This window comes from Streptomyces durocortorensis, assembly GCF_031760065.1.
Lineage (GTDB): Bacteria > Actinomycetota > Actinomycetes > Streptomycetales > Streptomycetaceae > Streptomyces.
Genome location: NZ_CP134500.1, coordinates 4,445,590 through 4,460,678 on the forward strand (window position 1 = coordinate 4,445,590; position 15,089 = coordinate 4,460,678).

At 70.6% G+C, this 15,089-nt stretch carries 17 protein-coding genes and 1 tRNA gene; 15 read left to right on the forward strand and 3 right to left on the reverse strand.

Features of this window, described 5'->3' with window-relative positions:
• Positions 1-68: 68 nt before the first annotated feature.
• From RI138_RS19830 to RI138_RS19895, 14 genes are all read left to right on the forward strand, one after another.
• Complete coding sequence (locus RI138_RS19830) at positions 69-476, forward strand: NADH-quinone oxidoreductase subunit A (RefSeq protein WP_311122947.1); 408 nt, start codon at positions 69-71, stop codon at positions 474-476.
• A complete protein-coding gene (locus tag RI138_RS19835; protein ID WP_311121025.1) occupies positions 467-1,174 on the forward strand; it encodes an NADH-quinone oxidoreductase subunit B in 708 nt (235 codons plus the stop codon). Before RI138_RS19830 ends, RI138_RS19835 begins: the two co-directional genes overlap by 10 nt.
• Positions 1,171-2,343: an NADH-quinone oxidoreductase subunit C gene (locus RI138_RS19840; RefSeq protein WP_311121026.1), complete on the forward strand. Its 1,173-nt coding sequence runs from the start codon at positions 1,171-1,173 to the stop codon at positions 2,341-2,343. Before RI138_RS19835 ends, RI138_RS19840 begins: the two co-directional genes overlap by 4 nt.
• The gene (locus RI138_RS19845; RefSeq protein WP_311121027.1) at positions 2,340-3,311 is read left to right on the forward strand and encodes a complex I subunit 1/NuoH family protein; all 972 of its coding nucleotides are present in this window, start codon (positions 2,340-2,342) and stop codon (positions 3,309-3,311) included. Before RI138_RS19840 ends, RI138_RS19845 begins: the two co-directional genes overlap by 4 nt.
• Positions 3,308-3,895, forward strand: coding sequence for a NuoI/complex I 23 kDa subunit family protein (locus tag RI138_RS19850; RefSeq protein ID WP_311121028.1), 588 nt, complete (start codon positions 3,308-3,310; stop codon positions 3,893-3,895). Before RI138_RS19845 ends, RI138_RS19850 begins: the two co-directional genes overlap by 4 nt.
• A complete protein-coding gene (locus RI138_RS19855; RefSeq protein ID WP_311121029.1) occupies positions 3,892-4,578 on the forward strand; it encodes an NADH-quinone oxidoreductase subunit J family protein in 687 nt (228 codons plus the stop codon). The genes RI138_RS19850 and RI138_RS19855 overlap by 4 nt, the downstream gene beginning before the upstream one ends.
• Positions 4,578-4,952 (forward strand): NADH-quinone oxidoreductase subunit NuoK, encoded by a 375-nt coding sequence (gene nuoK, locus RI138_RS19860; RefSeq protein ID WP_311121030.1) that lies wholly within the window; start codon positions 4,578-4,580, stop codon positions 4,950-4,952. Before RI138_RS19855 ends, nuoK begins: the two co-directional genes overlap by 1 nt.
• Positions 4,949-6,949 carry an NADH-quinone oxidoreductase subunit 5 family protein gene (locus RI138_RS19865; protein ID WP_311121031.1) on the forward strand — a complete coding sequence of 667 codons (2,001 nt, stop codon included), beginning with the start codon at positions 4,949-4,951 and terminating at the stop codon, positions 6,947-6,949. Before nuoK ends, RI138_RS19865 begins: the two co-directional genes overlap by 4 nt.
• Positions 6,946-8,610 carry an NADH-quinone oxidoreductase subunit M gene (locus RI138_RS19870; protein ID WP_311121032.1) on the forward strand — a complete coding sequence of 555 codons (1,665 nt, stop codon included), beginning with the start codon at positions 6,946-6,948 and terminating at the stop codon, positions 8,608-8,610. Before RI138_RS19865 ends, RI138_RS19870 begins: the two co-directional genes overlap by 4 nt.
• A complete protein-coding gene (locus RI138_RS19875; protein ID WP_311121033.1) occupies positions 8,607-10,196 on the forward strand; it encodes an NADH-quinone oxidoreductase subunit N in 1,590 nt (529 codons plus the stop codon). Before RI138_RS19870 ends, RI138_RS19875 begins: the two co-directional genes overlap by 4 nt.
• Positions 10,197-10,312: 116 nt before the next feature.
• Positions 10,313-10,771 (forward strand): large conductance mechanosensitive channel protein MscL, encoded by a 459-nt coding sequence (mscL, locus tag RI138_RS19880; RefSeq protein ID WP_311121034.1) that lies wholly within the window; start codon positions 10,313-10,315, stop codon positions 10,769-10,771.
• A 230-nt stretch (positions 10,772-11,001) separates the two neighbouring features.
• A complete protein-coding gene (gene htpX, locus RI138_RS19885) occupies positions 11,002-11,865 on the forward strand; it encodes a zinc metalloprotease HtpX (protein ID WP_311121035.1) in 864 nt (287 codons plus the stop codon).
• On the forward strand, positions 11,862-12,254 hold the full coding sequence (locus tag RI138_RS19890; protein WP_006126851.1) for a YccF domain-containing protein: 393 nt from the start codon (positions 11,862-11,864) through the stop codon (positions 12,252-12,254). Before htpX ends, RI138_RS19890 begins: the two co-directional genes overlap by 4 nt.
• A gap of 304 nt (positions 12,255-12,558) precedes the next feature.
• A complete protein-coding gene (locus RI138_RS19895) occupies positions 12,559-12,831 on the forward strand; it encodes a GlsB/YeaQ/YmgE family stress response membrane protein (RefSeq protein ID WP_096624990.1) in 273 nt (90 codons plus the stop codon).
• Between the two features lie 31 nt (positions 12,832-12,862).
• Here the strand turns inward: RI138_RS19895 and RI138_RS19900 are convergent, their stop codons facing one another.
• From RI138_RS19900 to RI138_RS19910, 3 genes are all read right to left on the reverse strand, one after another.
• On the reverse strand, positions 12,863-13,471 hold the full coding sequence (locus RI138_RS19900) for an alpha-ketoglutarate-dependent dioxygenase AlkB family protein (RefSeq protein ID WP_311121036.1): 609 nt from the start codon (positions 13,469-13,471) through the stop codon (positions 12,863-12,865).
• Positions 13,472-13,546: 75 nt separating this feature from the next.
• On the reverse strand, positions 13,547-14,065 hold the full coding sequence (locus RI138_RS19905) for a methylated-DNA--[protein]-cysteine S-methyltransferase (RefSeq protein ID WP_311121037.1): 519 nt from the start codon (positions 14,063-14,065) through the stop codon (positions 13,547-13,549).
• A 162-nt stretch (positions 14,066-14,227) separates the two neighbouring features.
• The gene (locus tag RI138_RS19910) at positions 14,228-14,716 is read right to left on the reverse strand and encodes a YajQ family cyclic di-GMP-binding protein (RefSeq protein ID WP_096624994.1); all 489 of its coding nucleotides are present in this window, start codon (positions 14,714-14,716) and stop codon (positions 14,228-14,230) included.
• 232 nt (positions 14,717-14,948) lie between these two features.
• Between RI138_RS19910 and RI138_RS19915 the strand changes: the two genes are divergently transcribed.
• Positions 14,949-15,030 (forward strand) — tRNA-Tyr (locus RI138_RS19915).
• The last annotated feature ends 59 nt before the right edge of the window (positions 15,031-15,089 follow it).

The window sequence follows — 15,089 nt, forward strand, 5'->3', positions numbered from 1 at the left end:
TGCGTACAGATATGGGACAGGCGCGGGCGACGAGGGAGCGAGGGGCGGACGTGGCCGACGTGGCGGACATGACCGGCGTGGCGGTCGACGGATCCACCGCTCTCGCATCGGATTACTTCCAGAGCTACTCGGTGATCGGCCTGCTCGCGCTGGTCGGCGTCCTGTTCGTCGCCGTGGCCTTCGGAGCCGGTCGCCTCCTGCGGCCCGTCGTCCCCACGCCGGAGAAGCTCCTCACGTACGAATGCGGCGTCGACCCGGTCGGCGAGGGCTGGGCGCACACTCAGGTCCGCTACTACGTCTACGCGTTCCTGTATGTGATCTTCGCTGTCGACTCCATCTTCCTGTTCCCGTGGGCCACGGTGTTCGCGGCTCCCGGATACGGCGCGACGACGCTGATCGAAATGTTCATCTTCCTCGGCTTCCTGGCCGTGGGACTGCTCTACGCATGGAAGAAGGGCGTCCTCGCATGGGCCTGACGAGTCGGCCGACCTCCGCATCGCAGCAGCCCGCGTCGCCGTCGGACCCGGTGCTCCTCCCCGAGCCGAAGCGCCTCGGGGTGCTCTCCCGGCTCGCGCCCGAACCGATGAAGGTCGTCCTCAACTGGGGCCGCCGCTACAGCCTCTGGGTCTTCAACTTCGGACTCGCCTGCTGCGCCATCGAGTTCATCGCCGCCTCCATGGCGCGCCACGACTTCATCCGGCTCGGCGTGATCCCTTTCGCTCCCGGCCCCCGTCAGGCCGACCTCATGATCGTCTCCGGCACGGTGACGGACAAGATGGCCCCGGCCGTGAAGCGCCTGTACGAGCAGATGCCCGAACCGAAGTACGTCATCTCCTTCGGCGCCTGCTCCAACTGCGGCGGCCCCTACTGGGACTCGTACTCCGTCACCAAGGGCGTCGACCAGATCATCCCCGTCGATGTGTACGTACCCGGCTGCCCGCCCCGGCCCGAGGCACTGCTCCAGGGCATCCTCAAGCTCCAGGAGAAGATCGCCCGCGAGTCCCTGGCGGAGCGGTACGCACCGGAGGCCGCCGGGACCGCCGCTGTCGCCGGTAACTCCGGCGGCGGAACGTCCACCGCGGCCCTGCGCAGCGGCCTGGTCGCCGCGCCGACGCCGCCGGGCGGGACGCCAGGCACGACGCCGGGTCCGTCAGCGGGGGAGGGGCAGCCATGACCGACCACGACCAGCGTCAGCAGCACGCACCGTCCGCCGCCGAGGCCTACGACCGGCTGCCGGACGCCGTGACGGAGCTGTTCGGCGGGGAGGCCACAGCGGAGGCGGCCTACGACCTGCTCACCGTCGACGTCCCCGCCTCCGCCTGGATCACCGCCCTGCGGACCGCCCGCGACGAGCTTGGCTGCAGCTACTTCGACTGGCTCAGCGCCGTGGACGAACCCGGCGTCGGCTTCCGCGTCTGCGCCCATGTCGCGGCCCTGGGCACGGGGACGGTCCGGCGGCTGATGGTACGGACGACCGTGCCGCACGACGCGGCCGTCCTGCCCACCGCCATCGACGTCTACGCGGGCGCGGCGTGGCACGAGCGCGAGACGCACGAGATGTTCGGCGTCTCCTTCGAGGGCCACCCCCATCTCGTCCCGCTGCTGCTGCCGGAGGGCTTCGAGGGCCACCCGCTGCGCAAGGACTTCGTCCTGGCGGCCCGGGTCGCCAAGGCCTGGCCCGGGGCGAAGGAACCGGGGGAGCCGGCGGAGGGCCACAGCGGCCCCAAGCGCCGCGCGATGCTCCCGCCCGGCGTCCCCGACCCGAACGAGTGGGGACCCCTGAAGGGCCAGCTCCCCCCTGCCGCCGCCCGCCCGGCCCGAGGGGCCCGCGCCACAACCGACCGCCCGCCCCGCCGCACCCGCAGCGCGAGTGAGGGCTCCGCCGCCCAACGCCCCATGCCGACCAAGGACCCCAGCTCTCCGGGAGCCCCCGCACCTACGGAGGCCTCGGCCCCGGAGCCCTCGCCCCCACCCCCGGCGACCCGCCCGCGCCGCTCCCGTTCGGCGTCGGAGGGTTCGGCGAGTCAGCGGCCGGAGCCGGGAGCGTCGGCGGATGCCTCGGCCGCTCAGGGGCCGGTGCCGGATGTGCCCGCGACGCCTTCGGCGCCCCCGGCGCGCCCGGCCCGCCGTTCCCGTTCCGCGTCGGAGGGTTCGGCCAGCCAGCGGCCTGCCCCGGACGCTTCCGGCGCCGCACCTGCGCCTCCGCCCCGGGTGCGCAGCACAGACGCCCCTTGGCATGACGCCCAACCGGCGTTCGAGGACCCCGTGCCCCTTGACCCCGACAACACCAGCCCCAGCGCCAGCCCCGACCCAGACCACCCCGCCGGAGGTGATACCGAGTGAACGACGTTCTCGACGTCGCCCTCCGCCTGGCCGTCGTCTTCGGCGTGTTCCTGGTCGCCCCCCTCCTCGTGGGCCAGACCGAGCACAAGGTGATGGCCCATATGCAGGGCCGCCTGGGCCCCATGTACGCGGGCGGCTTCCACGGCTGGGCCCAGCTCGTCGCGGACGGCGTGAAGTTCGCGCAGAAGGAGGACGTGGTCCCGGCCGCCGCCGACCGCCGCGTCTTCCAGCTCGCCCCCGCCGTCGCCCTCCTCCCGTACCTCCTGGTCCTCGCGGTCATCCCCGTCGGCCCCGGCGAGGGCGCGGTCGTCCAGGCCATCGACGCGGGCATCTTCTTCGTGCTCGCCGTCATGGGCATCGGCGTCCTCGGCTCGCTCATGGCGGGCTGGGCGTCGGCCAACAAGTTCTCCCTCCTCGGGGGCCTCCGGACCGCCGCGCAACTGCTCTCCTACGAGCTGCCGATGCTCCTCGCCGCCGCCTCCGTCGCCATGGCGGCCGGTACGGTCTCGCTCACCGGCATCCTCGACGCGTTCGAGTGGTGGTGGCTGCCCTGGCAGATCGCCGGAGCCCTGGTCTTCTTCGTCGCGGGTCTCGCCGAGCTCCAGCGCCCCCCGTTCGACATGCCCGTCGCCGACTCCGAGATCATCTTCGGCGCGTACACCGAGTACACGGGGCTGCGGTTCGCCCTGTTCCTCCTCGCCGAGTACGCGGGCATCGTCATCCTGTGCGCCCTGACCACCGTCCTTTTCCTCGGCGGCTGGCACGGCCCGTTCGGTGCCGACGGACTCGGCTGGCTCTGGACCCTCCTCAAGACCGCCCTTCTCGCGTTCGTCGTCATCTGGCTGCGCGTCAGCTATCCGCGTCTGCGTGAGGACCAGTTGCAGAAGCTCGCCTGGACCACCCTCGTTCCCCTCGCCCTCGCGCAGATCGCGCTCACCGGCATCGTGAAGGTGGCGATCAACCAGTGACCCCGATCCCCGGATCCGGCCTGGCCAAGGGCCTCGCCGTCACCCTGCGCACGATGACGAAGAAGTCCGTCACCGCGCAGTACCCCGAGACACAGCCCGAACTCCCGCCCCGCTCCCGTGGCGTCATCGGGCTGTTCGAGGAGAACTGCACGGTCTGCATGCTCTGCGCCCGTGAGTGCCCCGACTGGTGCATCTACATCGACTCCCACAAGGAGACGGTGCCGCCCGCCGCCCCCGGCGGCCGCGAGCGCAGCCGGAACGTCCTCGACCGCTTCGCCATCGACTTCTCCCTCTGCATGTACTGCGGTATCTGTATCGAGGTCTGCCCCTTCGACGCGTTGTTCTGGTCGCCCGAGTTCGAGTACGCGGAGACGGACATCCACGAACTCACCCACGAGCGCGACAAGCTCCGCGAGTGGATGTGGACCGTGCCGGAACCGCCCGCCCTCGACCCCGGGGCCGAGGAACCGAAGGAGGTCGCCGCCGCCCGCAAGGCCGCGGACAAGATCGCCGCCCAACGCGCGCAGGAACAGTCCGAGGAGAAGTCCGCGGAGAGGCCCGAGGAGAAGGGCGGAACCTCATGACGTTCACAGCGGCGAGCGCGCCCCTGAGCACGGTGTCCACCGCCGTGACGAACACCCTGGCCGCCGGTGACCACCCCGGTTTCCTCTCCCCGTCCGGCGTCGAGATCGCCTTCGTCCTCGTCGGCCTCGCCACCCTCGGCGCCGCCGTCATCACCGTCACGACCAAGCAGCTCGTGCACGCCGCCCTCTGGCTCGTCGTCGCTCTCGGCGGACTGGCCGTCGAGTACCTCCTGCTCACGGCGGAGTTCATCGCCTGGGTGCAGGTCCTGATCTACGTCGGTTCCATCGTCGTCCTCCTGCTGTTCGGGCTGATGCTCACCCGGGCCCCCATCGGCCGTTCCCCGGACGCCGATTCGGGCAACCGATGGGTCGCTCTCGGCGTAGCCCTCGCCGCGGCGGCCGCTCTCGTCTGGGTCGTGGTCGATGCCTTCCGCACCACCTGGATCGACCTCGAAGGACCGGCCCAGGGCTCCACGAAGGTCACCGGCGCCTTTCTGTTCCGGAACTGGGTCCTGCCCTTCGAAGCGCTCTCCGTGCTGCTGCTCGCGGCCCTCGTCGGCGCCATCGTCCTGTCCCGCAAACGCGACGCCGACGCCACCGTCCGGTCCGCCCCTGACAAGCCGGCCCCGGACAAGCCCGCCCCGGACCGGGGGACTCCGCCCGGGCAGGAGGAGCAGAGCTGATGCACCTCGTCTATCCCGCCGTGCTCGCCGCCCTCCTCTTCTGTACCGGCCTCTACGGCGTCCTCGTCCGCCGCAACGCGATCCTCGTCCTGATGTCCGTCGAGCTGATGCTCAACGCCGTCAACCTCAACCTCGTCGCCTTCGACGTGTGGCTCCGCGACACCCTCCACTCCGGTCAGGCCCTCACGCTCTTCACCATCGCCATCGCCGCCGCCGAGATCGGCATCGGCCTGGCAATCGTCCTGGCCGTCTACCGCAACCGGGGCACCTCCGACATCGACCGCCTCCGCGACACGGCCGAGAGCCACGACACCGCCGGGGCCGGTGACGCCGAAACGGCAGGGAACTCCACGAACGCAGAGGCCACCGCGTGACCACCACGACCCTCGCCGCCCTCGTCCCGCTCCTCCCCTTCCTCGGAGCCGTCGCCGGACTCGCCGTAGGCCGCAGCGCCCCCGGCTTCGTCCGGCCCCTGGCGATCCTCCCGACGCTGACCGCAGCCGTCATCGCGGTGATCGTCGCCGTCCGCCAGGGCGGCGGCCGCGCCATCGACGCCGCGACGCAGCTCACCCCCACCGGCTCCGTCCCCATCGACCTGGCCCTCCACCTGGACGGCTTCGCGGTCCTGGTCGCCGTCCTCGTCGGGCTCGTCGCCACCTGCGTACAGCTCTACTCCACGGCCTACCTCCGCGACGACGCCCGCTACCCCTCCTACGCCTCCCTCGTCTCCCTCTTCACTGCCGCGATGCTCCTGGTCGTCTACTCCGGCGACCTGATGGTGCTCCTGGTCGGCTGGGAGATCATGGGCATCTGCTCGTACTTCCTCGTCGGCCACTACTGGGAGACGCCCGAAGCCCGCGCCGCCTCCCTCAAGGCCTTTCTGGTCACCAAACTCGGTGACGTCCCCTTCCTGATCGGTCTGTTCGCCCTCGCCGCCGACACCGGCAGCTTCCGCATCACCAAGATCCTCGCCGCCGTCACCACCGGCGGACTCGACCACCCCACCCTCATCGCGCTGCTGCTCCTCGCGGGCGTCGCGGGCAAGTCCGCGCAGTTCCCCCTGCACACCTGGCTGCCTGACGCGATGGCCGGCCCCACCCCCGTCTCCGCGCTCATCCACGCCGCGACGATGGTCGCCGCCGGCATCTACTTCGTGGCCCGCCTGCTGCCCGTCTTCGCCGCCTCCGGCGCCGCGCTCGTCGCCCTCGCCGTGATGGCGGCCGTCACGATGATCGGGTCCGGGCTCGCCGCCCTCGCCCAGGACGACATCAAGCGGGTCCTCGCCTACTCGACGATCGGGCAGCTCGGCTACATGTCGGGCGCCCTGGCCGTCGGTGACCGCGGGGCCGCCGTCTTCCACCTCATCTCGCACGGTGCTTTCAAAGCCGTCCTCTTCCTCGCCGCCGGTGTCGTCATCCACGCCGCGGGCACCAACTCACTCGCCGCCATGTCCCGCATGAGCGGCCTCGCCCGCCGTATCCCGGACGCCTACTGGACGATGACGGTCGCCCTCCTCGCGCTGGCCGCCATCCCGCCGTTCGCCGGCTTTTTCTCCAAGGAAGCCGTTCTCGTCGCCGCCGAGCACACCGCCCTCGGGGACCGGACCGTCGCCCCGGCCGCCGCGGGCTGGACGATCCTGGTCGGCGGACTCCTCGCCGCCGTCCTCACCGCCGCCTACGCCGTACGCCTCTGGCTCCTCGCCTTCCGCGGCCGGGGGGCCGAAGTGCCCGACCACGGCAGGCAGCCCGCCGCCATGACCTCCGTCCTGTGGATCCTGGCCGTCCCCACCATCGCCTTCGGGCTCACGGTGGGCACGATCGGCGACTGGTTCGACGGACACGCCCTCACACCGACCCTCACCACCGCCGTCCTGTCCACCGGCGTCACCCTCGTCGGCGGCCTCGTCACCTACGGCGCGTGGCGGCACACCACCGCGCTGGCCGCCCGCACCCCGATCGGCGCCGTCGCCGCCCACCCCGGCGCCGAACCCGCCCTCGTCGAAGCCGAGGCCATGACGTCCCACACCGCCGCCTACGGCACCATCGCGGACGCCGCCGACCCGGCCGACCCCGGCAGGCTGCTCCTCGGCCCGCTCCACCGCCACGCCGTCACCGGCTTCCATCTGGACGCCCTGTACACGGCGCTGTTCGTCCGGCCCGTCCAGGCCGCCGCCCGCCTCGTCCGCTTCCTGGACCGCACGGTCGTCGACACCTATGTCAACGGATCGGGCACCGCCACCCGCCTCCTCGGCACCGCCGTCCGGCGGGCCCAGACCGGCAACGTGCAGACCTACGTCGGCGCCCTGCTCGCCGGGTCCCTCGTCCTGGCGATCGCCGCCGTCGTCTTCGCCAACGTCAACGCGGGGTCGTGACCGTGATCGATATCAGCCCGTCCGTGATGCAGTTCCTTCTCGCGTTCATCGTCGTCGCCCCGCTCCTCGGCGCCGTCGCGGCCCTGCTCCCCGCCCCGCCCGGTCTCAAGGGCAAGAACCCCGACCAGGCCGTGCTCCGCCATGGCGTGACCGTCACCGGCGCCGTGCTCATCGCCGCGATCGCCCTGGCCGTCGGCTTCGACCACGACCATCCCGCCACGATGCAGGCGACCACCGACATCAGCTGGATCCCGGCGCTCGACGTCCGCATCCACCTCGGCATCGACGGCATCTCGCTCCCCCTCCTGCTCCTGACCGCGCTGCTGACCTTCCTGTGCGCGCTGTACAGCTACTTCAAGCCGCCCGCGGGCCCCTCGCCGAAGGCCTTCGTCGCCCTCGTCCTCGTCCTGGAATCCGGCACCCTCGCCACCTTCGCCGTCCTCGACCTGCTGCTCTTCTTCCTCGCCTTCGAGATGGTCCTCATCCCGATGTACTTCCTCATCGCCCGTTGGGGCGGTGACCAGCGGCAGGCCGCCGCCTGGAAGTTCATCCTCTACACGCTGCTCGGCTCGGTCGTCATGCTGCTGGGCCTCCTCCTCATCGGGCTGAAGAGCGGCACCTTCGACATGGTGGCACTCGCCACTGACAACGGTCGTGGCCTCACCACATCCGTGCAGGTCATCGCCGTTCTCGCGATCGGCATCGGCCTCGCCGTGAAGACCCCGATGTGGCCCCTGCACAGCTGGCTCCCCGACGCCCACACCGCCGCCCCCACCGTCGGGTCCGTGCTCCTCGCGGGCGTCCTGCTGAAGATGGGAACGTACGGATTCGTCCGGATCCTGCTCCCCATTGCCCCCGACGGCATGCGCACCTTCGCGCCCTACCTCGCTGCGTTCGCTGTTGTTGGCATCGTCTACGGATCCCTCGCCTGCCTGGCCCTGGCCCGTACCGGGGCGAAGGGCGACCTCAAGCGGCTCATCGCGTACTCCTCCGTCGGCCACATGGGCTTCGTGCTGCTCGGCATCGCCACCATGACCCCCACCGGAGTCAACGGCGCGCTCTTCTCCAACATCGCCCACGGCCTCATCACCGGCCTGCTGTTCTTCCTGGTCGGCGCCGTCAAGGACCGCTACGGAACCGCCGACCTCGACACCCTCGCCGGCGCCACCGGGGCCGCCCTCTACGGCCGCGCCCCCCGCCTCGGCGCGCTGCTCGCGTTCGCCGCCGTCGCCTCGCTCGGCCTGCCCGGACTCGCCGGATTCTGGGGCGAGATGCTGACGCTGTTCGGCGCTTACAGCCCCGCCGAAGGCCTCAGCCGTCCCGCGTTCCGCACCTTCATGGCCATCGGGGCGTTCGGCACCCTGCTCACCGCCGCGTACATGCTCATCGTCGTCCGCCGCGTCTGCATGGGCGAGCACACGCCCCACTCCCAGCTCTCGCCCAGTGCCCCGTCCCCGCAGACGGCCGACGCGGCCCGGCCGACCGGAGCCGCCGGGGTCCGGCCGACCGCCACCCCGCAGCTTGCCGACATCCAGAGCTACGAAGCCGCCGCCTGGACCCCGCTCGCCGCCCTCACCGTCCTCGCCGGGCTCTGGCCCGCCGTCCTCCTCGGCCTCACCGACCCGGCCGTGCAGAAGCTCCTCGCAGGAGGCAAGTCGTGACCGCGGACCTCAGCACCGCCCCGGGCGTCCTCGCCGCGGCGGCCGACACCGCCCCCAGCGTCGTCCAGACCATCGACTGGCTCGCCATCGCGCCCCCCACCCTCACCGCGCTGGCCGCCCTGCTCGTCCTCGTCACCGACCTGTTCCTGCCCGCGCACCGCAAACGGCTTCTCGGCTACGGCACCCTCACCGCGCTGGCCGGCGCCCTCGTACTCCTGATCCCCCTGCGCGCCGGTGACCGTTCCACCTTCTGCGTCACCACCGGTACCCAGGCATGCAGCTACACCGCCGACCACTTCACCCTCGTCATCCAGGCCCTCGTCCTCGGCGGCGCGTTCCTCACCGTCCTGCTCTCCCTCGACGACACGCGCGGACTCCCCGTAGGGGAGTACTGGTTCCTGCTCCTGGCCTCCGCGGCGGGCGCCGCACTCCTGCCCGCCTCCCGCGACCTCGCCACCCTCGTCGTCGCCCTCGAAGTCGCCTCACTGCCCGCCTTCGCCCTCGTCGGCATCAAGCGCGGTGACCGCCGCTCCTCCGAAGCGGCGCTGAAGTTCTTCCTCTCGTCCGTCGTCGCCACCGCCGTCATGCTGCTCGGCGTCAGCTTCGTTTACGCGACCACCGGCACCCTGCACCTCACCGAGATCGCCGACCGCCTCGCCGACGTGCCCCCGGTGCTCGACACCCTCGCCAAGGCCGGCGTCGCCCTCACGCTCGTCGGCTTCGCCTTCAAGACCGCCGCCGCGCCCTTCCACTTCTGGGTCCCCGACACCTACATCGGCGCGCCCCTCCCGATCGCCGCCTACCTCTCCGTCGTCGGCAAGGCCGTCGGCTTCTCGGGGATCATCCTGGTCACGGTCATCGCGTTCCCTTCCTACGCCGACGTCTGGGGCCCCGCCCTCGCGGTTCTCGCCGCGCTCACCATGACCGTCGGGAACGTCGCCGCCCTCCGCCAGGACGGCACCCGCGCCCGCAGTGCCGTCCGGCTCCTCGCCTGGTCCTCCGTCGCCCAGGCCGGCTACCTGCTCGTCCCGATCGCGGCCGCCGCGTACTCCAGCGACGAGCAGATCGGCTCCACCGTCGCGTACGCCCTGATGTACGCCGTCGTGAACCTGGGCGCGTTCACCGTCGCCGCCCTCGTGGCCCGCGCGCATCCCGGCAACCGCATCGCCGACTACCGGGGCCTCTGCACGACCCGGCCCCTCGCCGCCCTCGCCCTCGGCTTCTTCCTGCTCTGCCTGGCCGGACTGCCGCCCGGCATCATCGGCCTCTTCGCGAAGGTCGCGGTCTTCTCGGCGGCCGTCGACGCGGGGCTCGGCTGGCTCGCCGTCGTGATGGCCGTCAACGTGGTGATCGCGCTCTATTACTACCTTCGGTGGACCGCGATCCTGTTCCGCACGCCGGAAACCACGGTGGAATCGGCCCGGGCCCGCACTCCGCGGACCACCGGAACTCCGGCCTCCGGGGCCCGCGGATTCCACGCTCCATCCCCGCTCACCACTGCGCTCGTCCTCACCGCGGCCGTCGGAGTCCTCCTCTCCGGAGCACCGCAGCTGGTCCTGCGTTTCGCCGCCGTCAACCTCTTCTGAGGCCCGCACAACGCCCGCAAGATCGGTTTGCCCGTGCCCGCCCGCGCAGGGCAAGGTCTTGGCTGCGTACGTCACGTACACGGCGAAGACGTACCAGGACACGAGGAGAGAGAGCAGTGCTGAACGGGTTCAAGGACTTCATCCTGCGCGGAAACGTCATCTCGATGGCGATCGGGCTCGCGGTCGGCGCGGCGTTCACCGCCGTCGTCACGGGCTTCAGCACCGCCTTCATCACCCCGCTGATCGGCCTCGCCACCGGCTCGGTCGGCGACTTCAGCACGGCGGAGTTCACCGTCGAGGGAGCGATCTTCCCGTACGGAAAGTTCCTCGCCGCCGCCATCGCCTTCCTCATCACCGCCGCGGTCCTCTACTTCTGTGTCGTGGTCCCCATGACCAAGGTGCAGAACCGCTTCGCCAAGGAAGAGGCCGTCGACATCAAGGCTGCCCTGCGCGACTGCCCCCGTTGCTTCAGCGAGATCCCCGCCATCGCCTCCCGCTGCGGCCACTGCACCAGTGAGGTCGAGCCCGAATCCGAGGCGCTCTCCCTCGCCAAGCTCCCCGTCCAGCAGCACTGACCCCACCGCACCACAAGCAGGACGCCCCGCCACCCGTACGGCCCAGTGCCATCCCGTACGGGCCCGGGGGCCGGACCGGCCTGAACACGCCGCCCAGCCCCGCCCTCCGGCCGCACGCACAAGGGAACTAGCTCCTGTCGCCTGGCGTTGACCAGTACGGGAGGCTCCACTGGGGAGTGGAGCACCACCATGCAAAGGGTTCCCCTGCTGCACCACTTGGAGGGCGTACCGTGCACCGCCGGCACAACGGGCTGAAGACCGCCGTACTCCTCGGGGGACTGTCCGCACTCATCATCGTCATCGGCAGCTTCTTCGGACGCGCCGGCCTGTTCGTCGCGCTTCTGGTGGCCCTGGGCACCAACGCGTACGCGTACTGGAACAGCGACAAGCTGGCCCTGCGGGCCATGCGGGCCCGCCCCGTCAGCGAATTCGAGGCCCCGCAGCTCTACCGCATCGTCCGCGAGCTCTCCACGGCGGCCCGACAGCCCATGCCGCGCCTCTACATCTCCCCGACGCAGGCGCCCAACGCGTTCGCCACCGGCCGCAATCCGCGCAACGCCGCCGTCTGCTGCACCGAGGGCATCCTCCAGATCCTCGACGAACGCGAGCTGCGCGGTGTCCTCGGCCATGAGCTGAGCCACGTCTACAACCGGGACATCCTCATCTCGTCCGTGGCCGGAGCCCTCGCCTCCGTCGTGATGTTCCTGGTCAATTTCGCCTGGCTCATCCCGGTGGGCCGCTCCAACGACGACGAGGGCCCCGGCCTGCTCGGCATGCTCCTGATCATGATTCTGGGGCCGCTCGCCGCCTCGGTCATCCAGCTCGCCGTCAGCCGCTCGCGTGAGTACGAGGCCGACGCCTCCGGGGCCCAGCTCACCGGGGACCCGCTCGCCCTCGCCAGCGCCCTGCGTAAGCTGGACGCCGGGACGAAGCAGCTGCCGCTGCCGCCCGAGCCGAAGATCGAGACCGCGAGCCACATGATGATCGCGAACCCCTTCCGGCCCGGTCAGGGGATGGCGAGAATGTTCTCGACACACCCGCCGATGGCGGAGCGCATCGCCCGACTAGAACAGATGGCAGGTCGTCGCCCGTGAAAACCATCCTGAATGTCATCTGGCTCATCCTCTGCGGCTTCTGGATGTTCCTCGGCTATCTGCTCGCAGGCGTCCTGCTCTGCATCACGATCATCGGCATCCCCTTCGGCGTGGCCGCCTTCCGGATCGGCGTCTACGCCCTCTGGCCGTTCGGCTACACCGTCGTCGACCGCCGGGACGCCGGGTCGCCGTCCTGCGCGGGGAACGTCCTCTGGCTGATCCTCGCCGGATGGTGGCTCGCCCTCGGCCACATCACCACCGGCATCGCCCTGTGCATCACGATCATCGGTATCCCGCTGGGCATCGCCAACTTCAAGCTGATCCCGGTCTCCCTCATGCCCTTCGGCAAGGAGATCGTTCCGACGGACCAGCCCTTCGCCACCCGCTAGTCCGGCACGGCCGCCTGCCACAGGCTGAGGCGGAGCCGAAGAATCCGGCTGACGATCCCCGCACGACCGCATAACGTCGACCGCCGTCGACAGAGAACGCACGGCCCGTCAGCTCCGGCTGATCGCCGAGAAGAACGCCGACGACATCCGCGTACTGGAGGCCGTCGTGAGGGATGCCGCCTGCGGAAGACCGCCCTGGGGGATGCCGCCCTGCGGAAGGCAGCCCTGCCGAGCCGCTGTGCAACCGAACACCTGCCCGCCGCGTCTTGGGTTTCAGGACGAAGCAAGGGGTAGGTGCAGCGACATGGGCATCATCAGTTGGATCATTCTCGGGCTGGTCGCCGGAGTCATAGCGAAAATCCTCCTCCCGGGACGCGACCCGGGCGGCATCATCGGCACCACCCTCATCGGCATCGCCGGGGCCTTCGTCGGAGGCTGGCTCTCCAGCCACTTCCTCGACCGCCCCATCAGTAACGACTTCTACGACACGGCGACCTGGCTCGCGGCCATCGCCGGTTCGCTGGTCCTGCTCATCGCCTACCGGCTGCTGTTCGGCAACTCCCGCGAACGCCGCTGACGCACGCCGTCAGCTCAATGCCGTACGCCGGTCAGCGCAGTCCGGTCTCCCGCAACGTGAGGTTCAATCGGCCGACCCGCATTCCCGCCGCAGGGTCGGCCGATCCCGCGTACACCTTCGGCACCCCGTGGAACGCGAAACGCGACGGCCCGCCGAAGACGAAGAGATCGCCGGACACCAACTCCACGTCCGTGTAGGGCCGTCCACGCCCCTCCGTGTTCCCGAAGCGGAACACGCACGTCGCCCCGATGCTCAACGACACCACAGGAGCACCTGACCGCTCCTCCTTGTCCTGGTGCATCCCCATCCGCGCGGCGTCGTCGTAGAAATTGATCAACGCGGTATCCGGAGCGAACGCCTCCGCCGCACGGTCGTCCTGGTACGCCTCGGCCACCGCCGCCCGCCCCAGATCGGCCAGCCAGTCCGGGAACGCTGCCACCCGGGCGCCGTTCACGTCGTCCGCCGTACGCGCGTACCGGTACGGCTGCCAGTGCCACCCCAGGCACACCGTCCGCACCGACATCACCCCGCCGCCCGGCAGCGCCGTGTGCCGCAGCGGAACCGGACCCCGCGCCCACTCCCGGCACGCCGACACCAGCTCGGCCCGCCGCTCCACCGGCAGCCACTCCGGCACATGCACGGCACCCGGCGCGACAGCCCTCCGCGGCCGTCGGAAGAGCCCGTCCGACGCCTGCGGAACCTCACGGGACACGGCTCAGCCCACCGCGCCCTCAAGCCCCAGCAGCAACTTCTTCCGCTCCAGCCCGCCCGCGTACCCCCGCAGGGCCCCGTCCGCCCCGATCACCCGGTGGCACGGGCGGACGACCAGCAACGGATTGCGCCCGATCGCCGTGCCCACCGCACGCACCCCGGCGCCCGACGCCCCGACCTGCGCGGCGACCTCCCCGTACGACACCGTCCTGCCGTACGGGATCGACTCCAGCGCCTCCCAGACCCGGCGCTGGAATTCCGTACCCACGCCCTGGGCGAACGCCACGTCGAAGCGTGTCGAGCGCCCCGTGAAGTACGCCTCCAGCTGCCCGGTGATCTCCGTGAACGCCTCGGGGGCGTGCTGCCATCCGTCCTGGACGACCGCCCCGCCCTTCTGCCCGGGCACCGACAGCGACCGCAATCGGACCCCCGCGCCCCCGGCCGCACCGGAGCCGCCCGGCACCTCGCCGACCAGCAGCAACTCGCCCAGCGGGCTGTCCACCCGCGCGTAGATCGTCGTCATGCCGTCGTCCCGCCTCGCTGTTCGTCCCCGATCCGTACGGCCAGTCTGCGCCTCCCCGCCGTCCGGCCACTGGCGGTATTCGGACATCACGCCCAGGTCCGGAAACGGAGCGGGCACCCCGTCGAGGCCGATCTCGACGGGGTGCCCCCACGGCGCGGTCGACTACCGGTAGTTCACGAACTGGATCGCGAAGTCGAAGTCCTTGCCCTTCAAGAGCGCCTGAACGGCCTGGAGGTCGTCCCGGCTCTTCGAGCTGACGCGCAGCTCGTCTCCCTGGACCTGCGCCTTGACGCCCTTCGGGCCCTCGTCGCGGATCACCTTCGCCACCTTCTTGGCGTTCTCCTGGGAGATGCCTTCCTCGATCGAGGCGAAGATCTTGTACTCCTTGCCGGACAGCTGAGGCTCGCCGGCGTCCAGCGACTTCAGCGAGATGCCGCGCTTGATCAGCTTGGACTGGAAGATGTCGAGGATGGCCTTGACGCGCTCCTCGCCGTTCGCCTCCATCAGGATCTTCTCGCCCGACCACGTGATCGAGGCGCCCGTGCCCTTGAAGTCGTAGCGCTGGGAGATCTCCTTGGCGGCCTGGTTGAGGGCGTTGTCGACCTCCTGCCGCTCGACCTTCGAGACGATGTCGAAACTGGAGTCGGCCATGACGTGTGGCTCCTTGCGTCGAATGCTGGGGGTTACAGCGCAAAGCCTAGGCCCTCGCGTTCGGGCCATACCGGGCTCCGCCGGGGCCGGGATCCGGTCCGACCCGAACGGGAGGGCCCAAGGGCTGTCCCCTCCGGCTGCGGAACAATCGGGTGGCGGAGCACCCCTGGCCATCAGGTATTGTTTACGTCGTCGCCAAGGAGATCAGCACGAGATCCGACGCGTCGTTCGAGGCGGTGTGCCCGAGTGGCCAAAGGGAGCAGACTGTAAATCTGCCGGCTCAGCCTACCCAGGTTCGAACCCTGGCGCCGCCACGCGAACGAAGCCCCCGACCAGTCCTTCTGGTCGGGGGCTTCCTCGTTGCCGGGGGCCT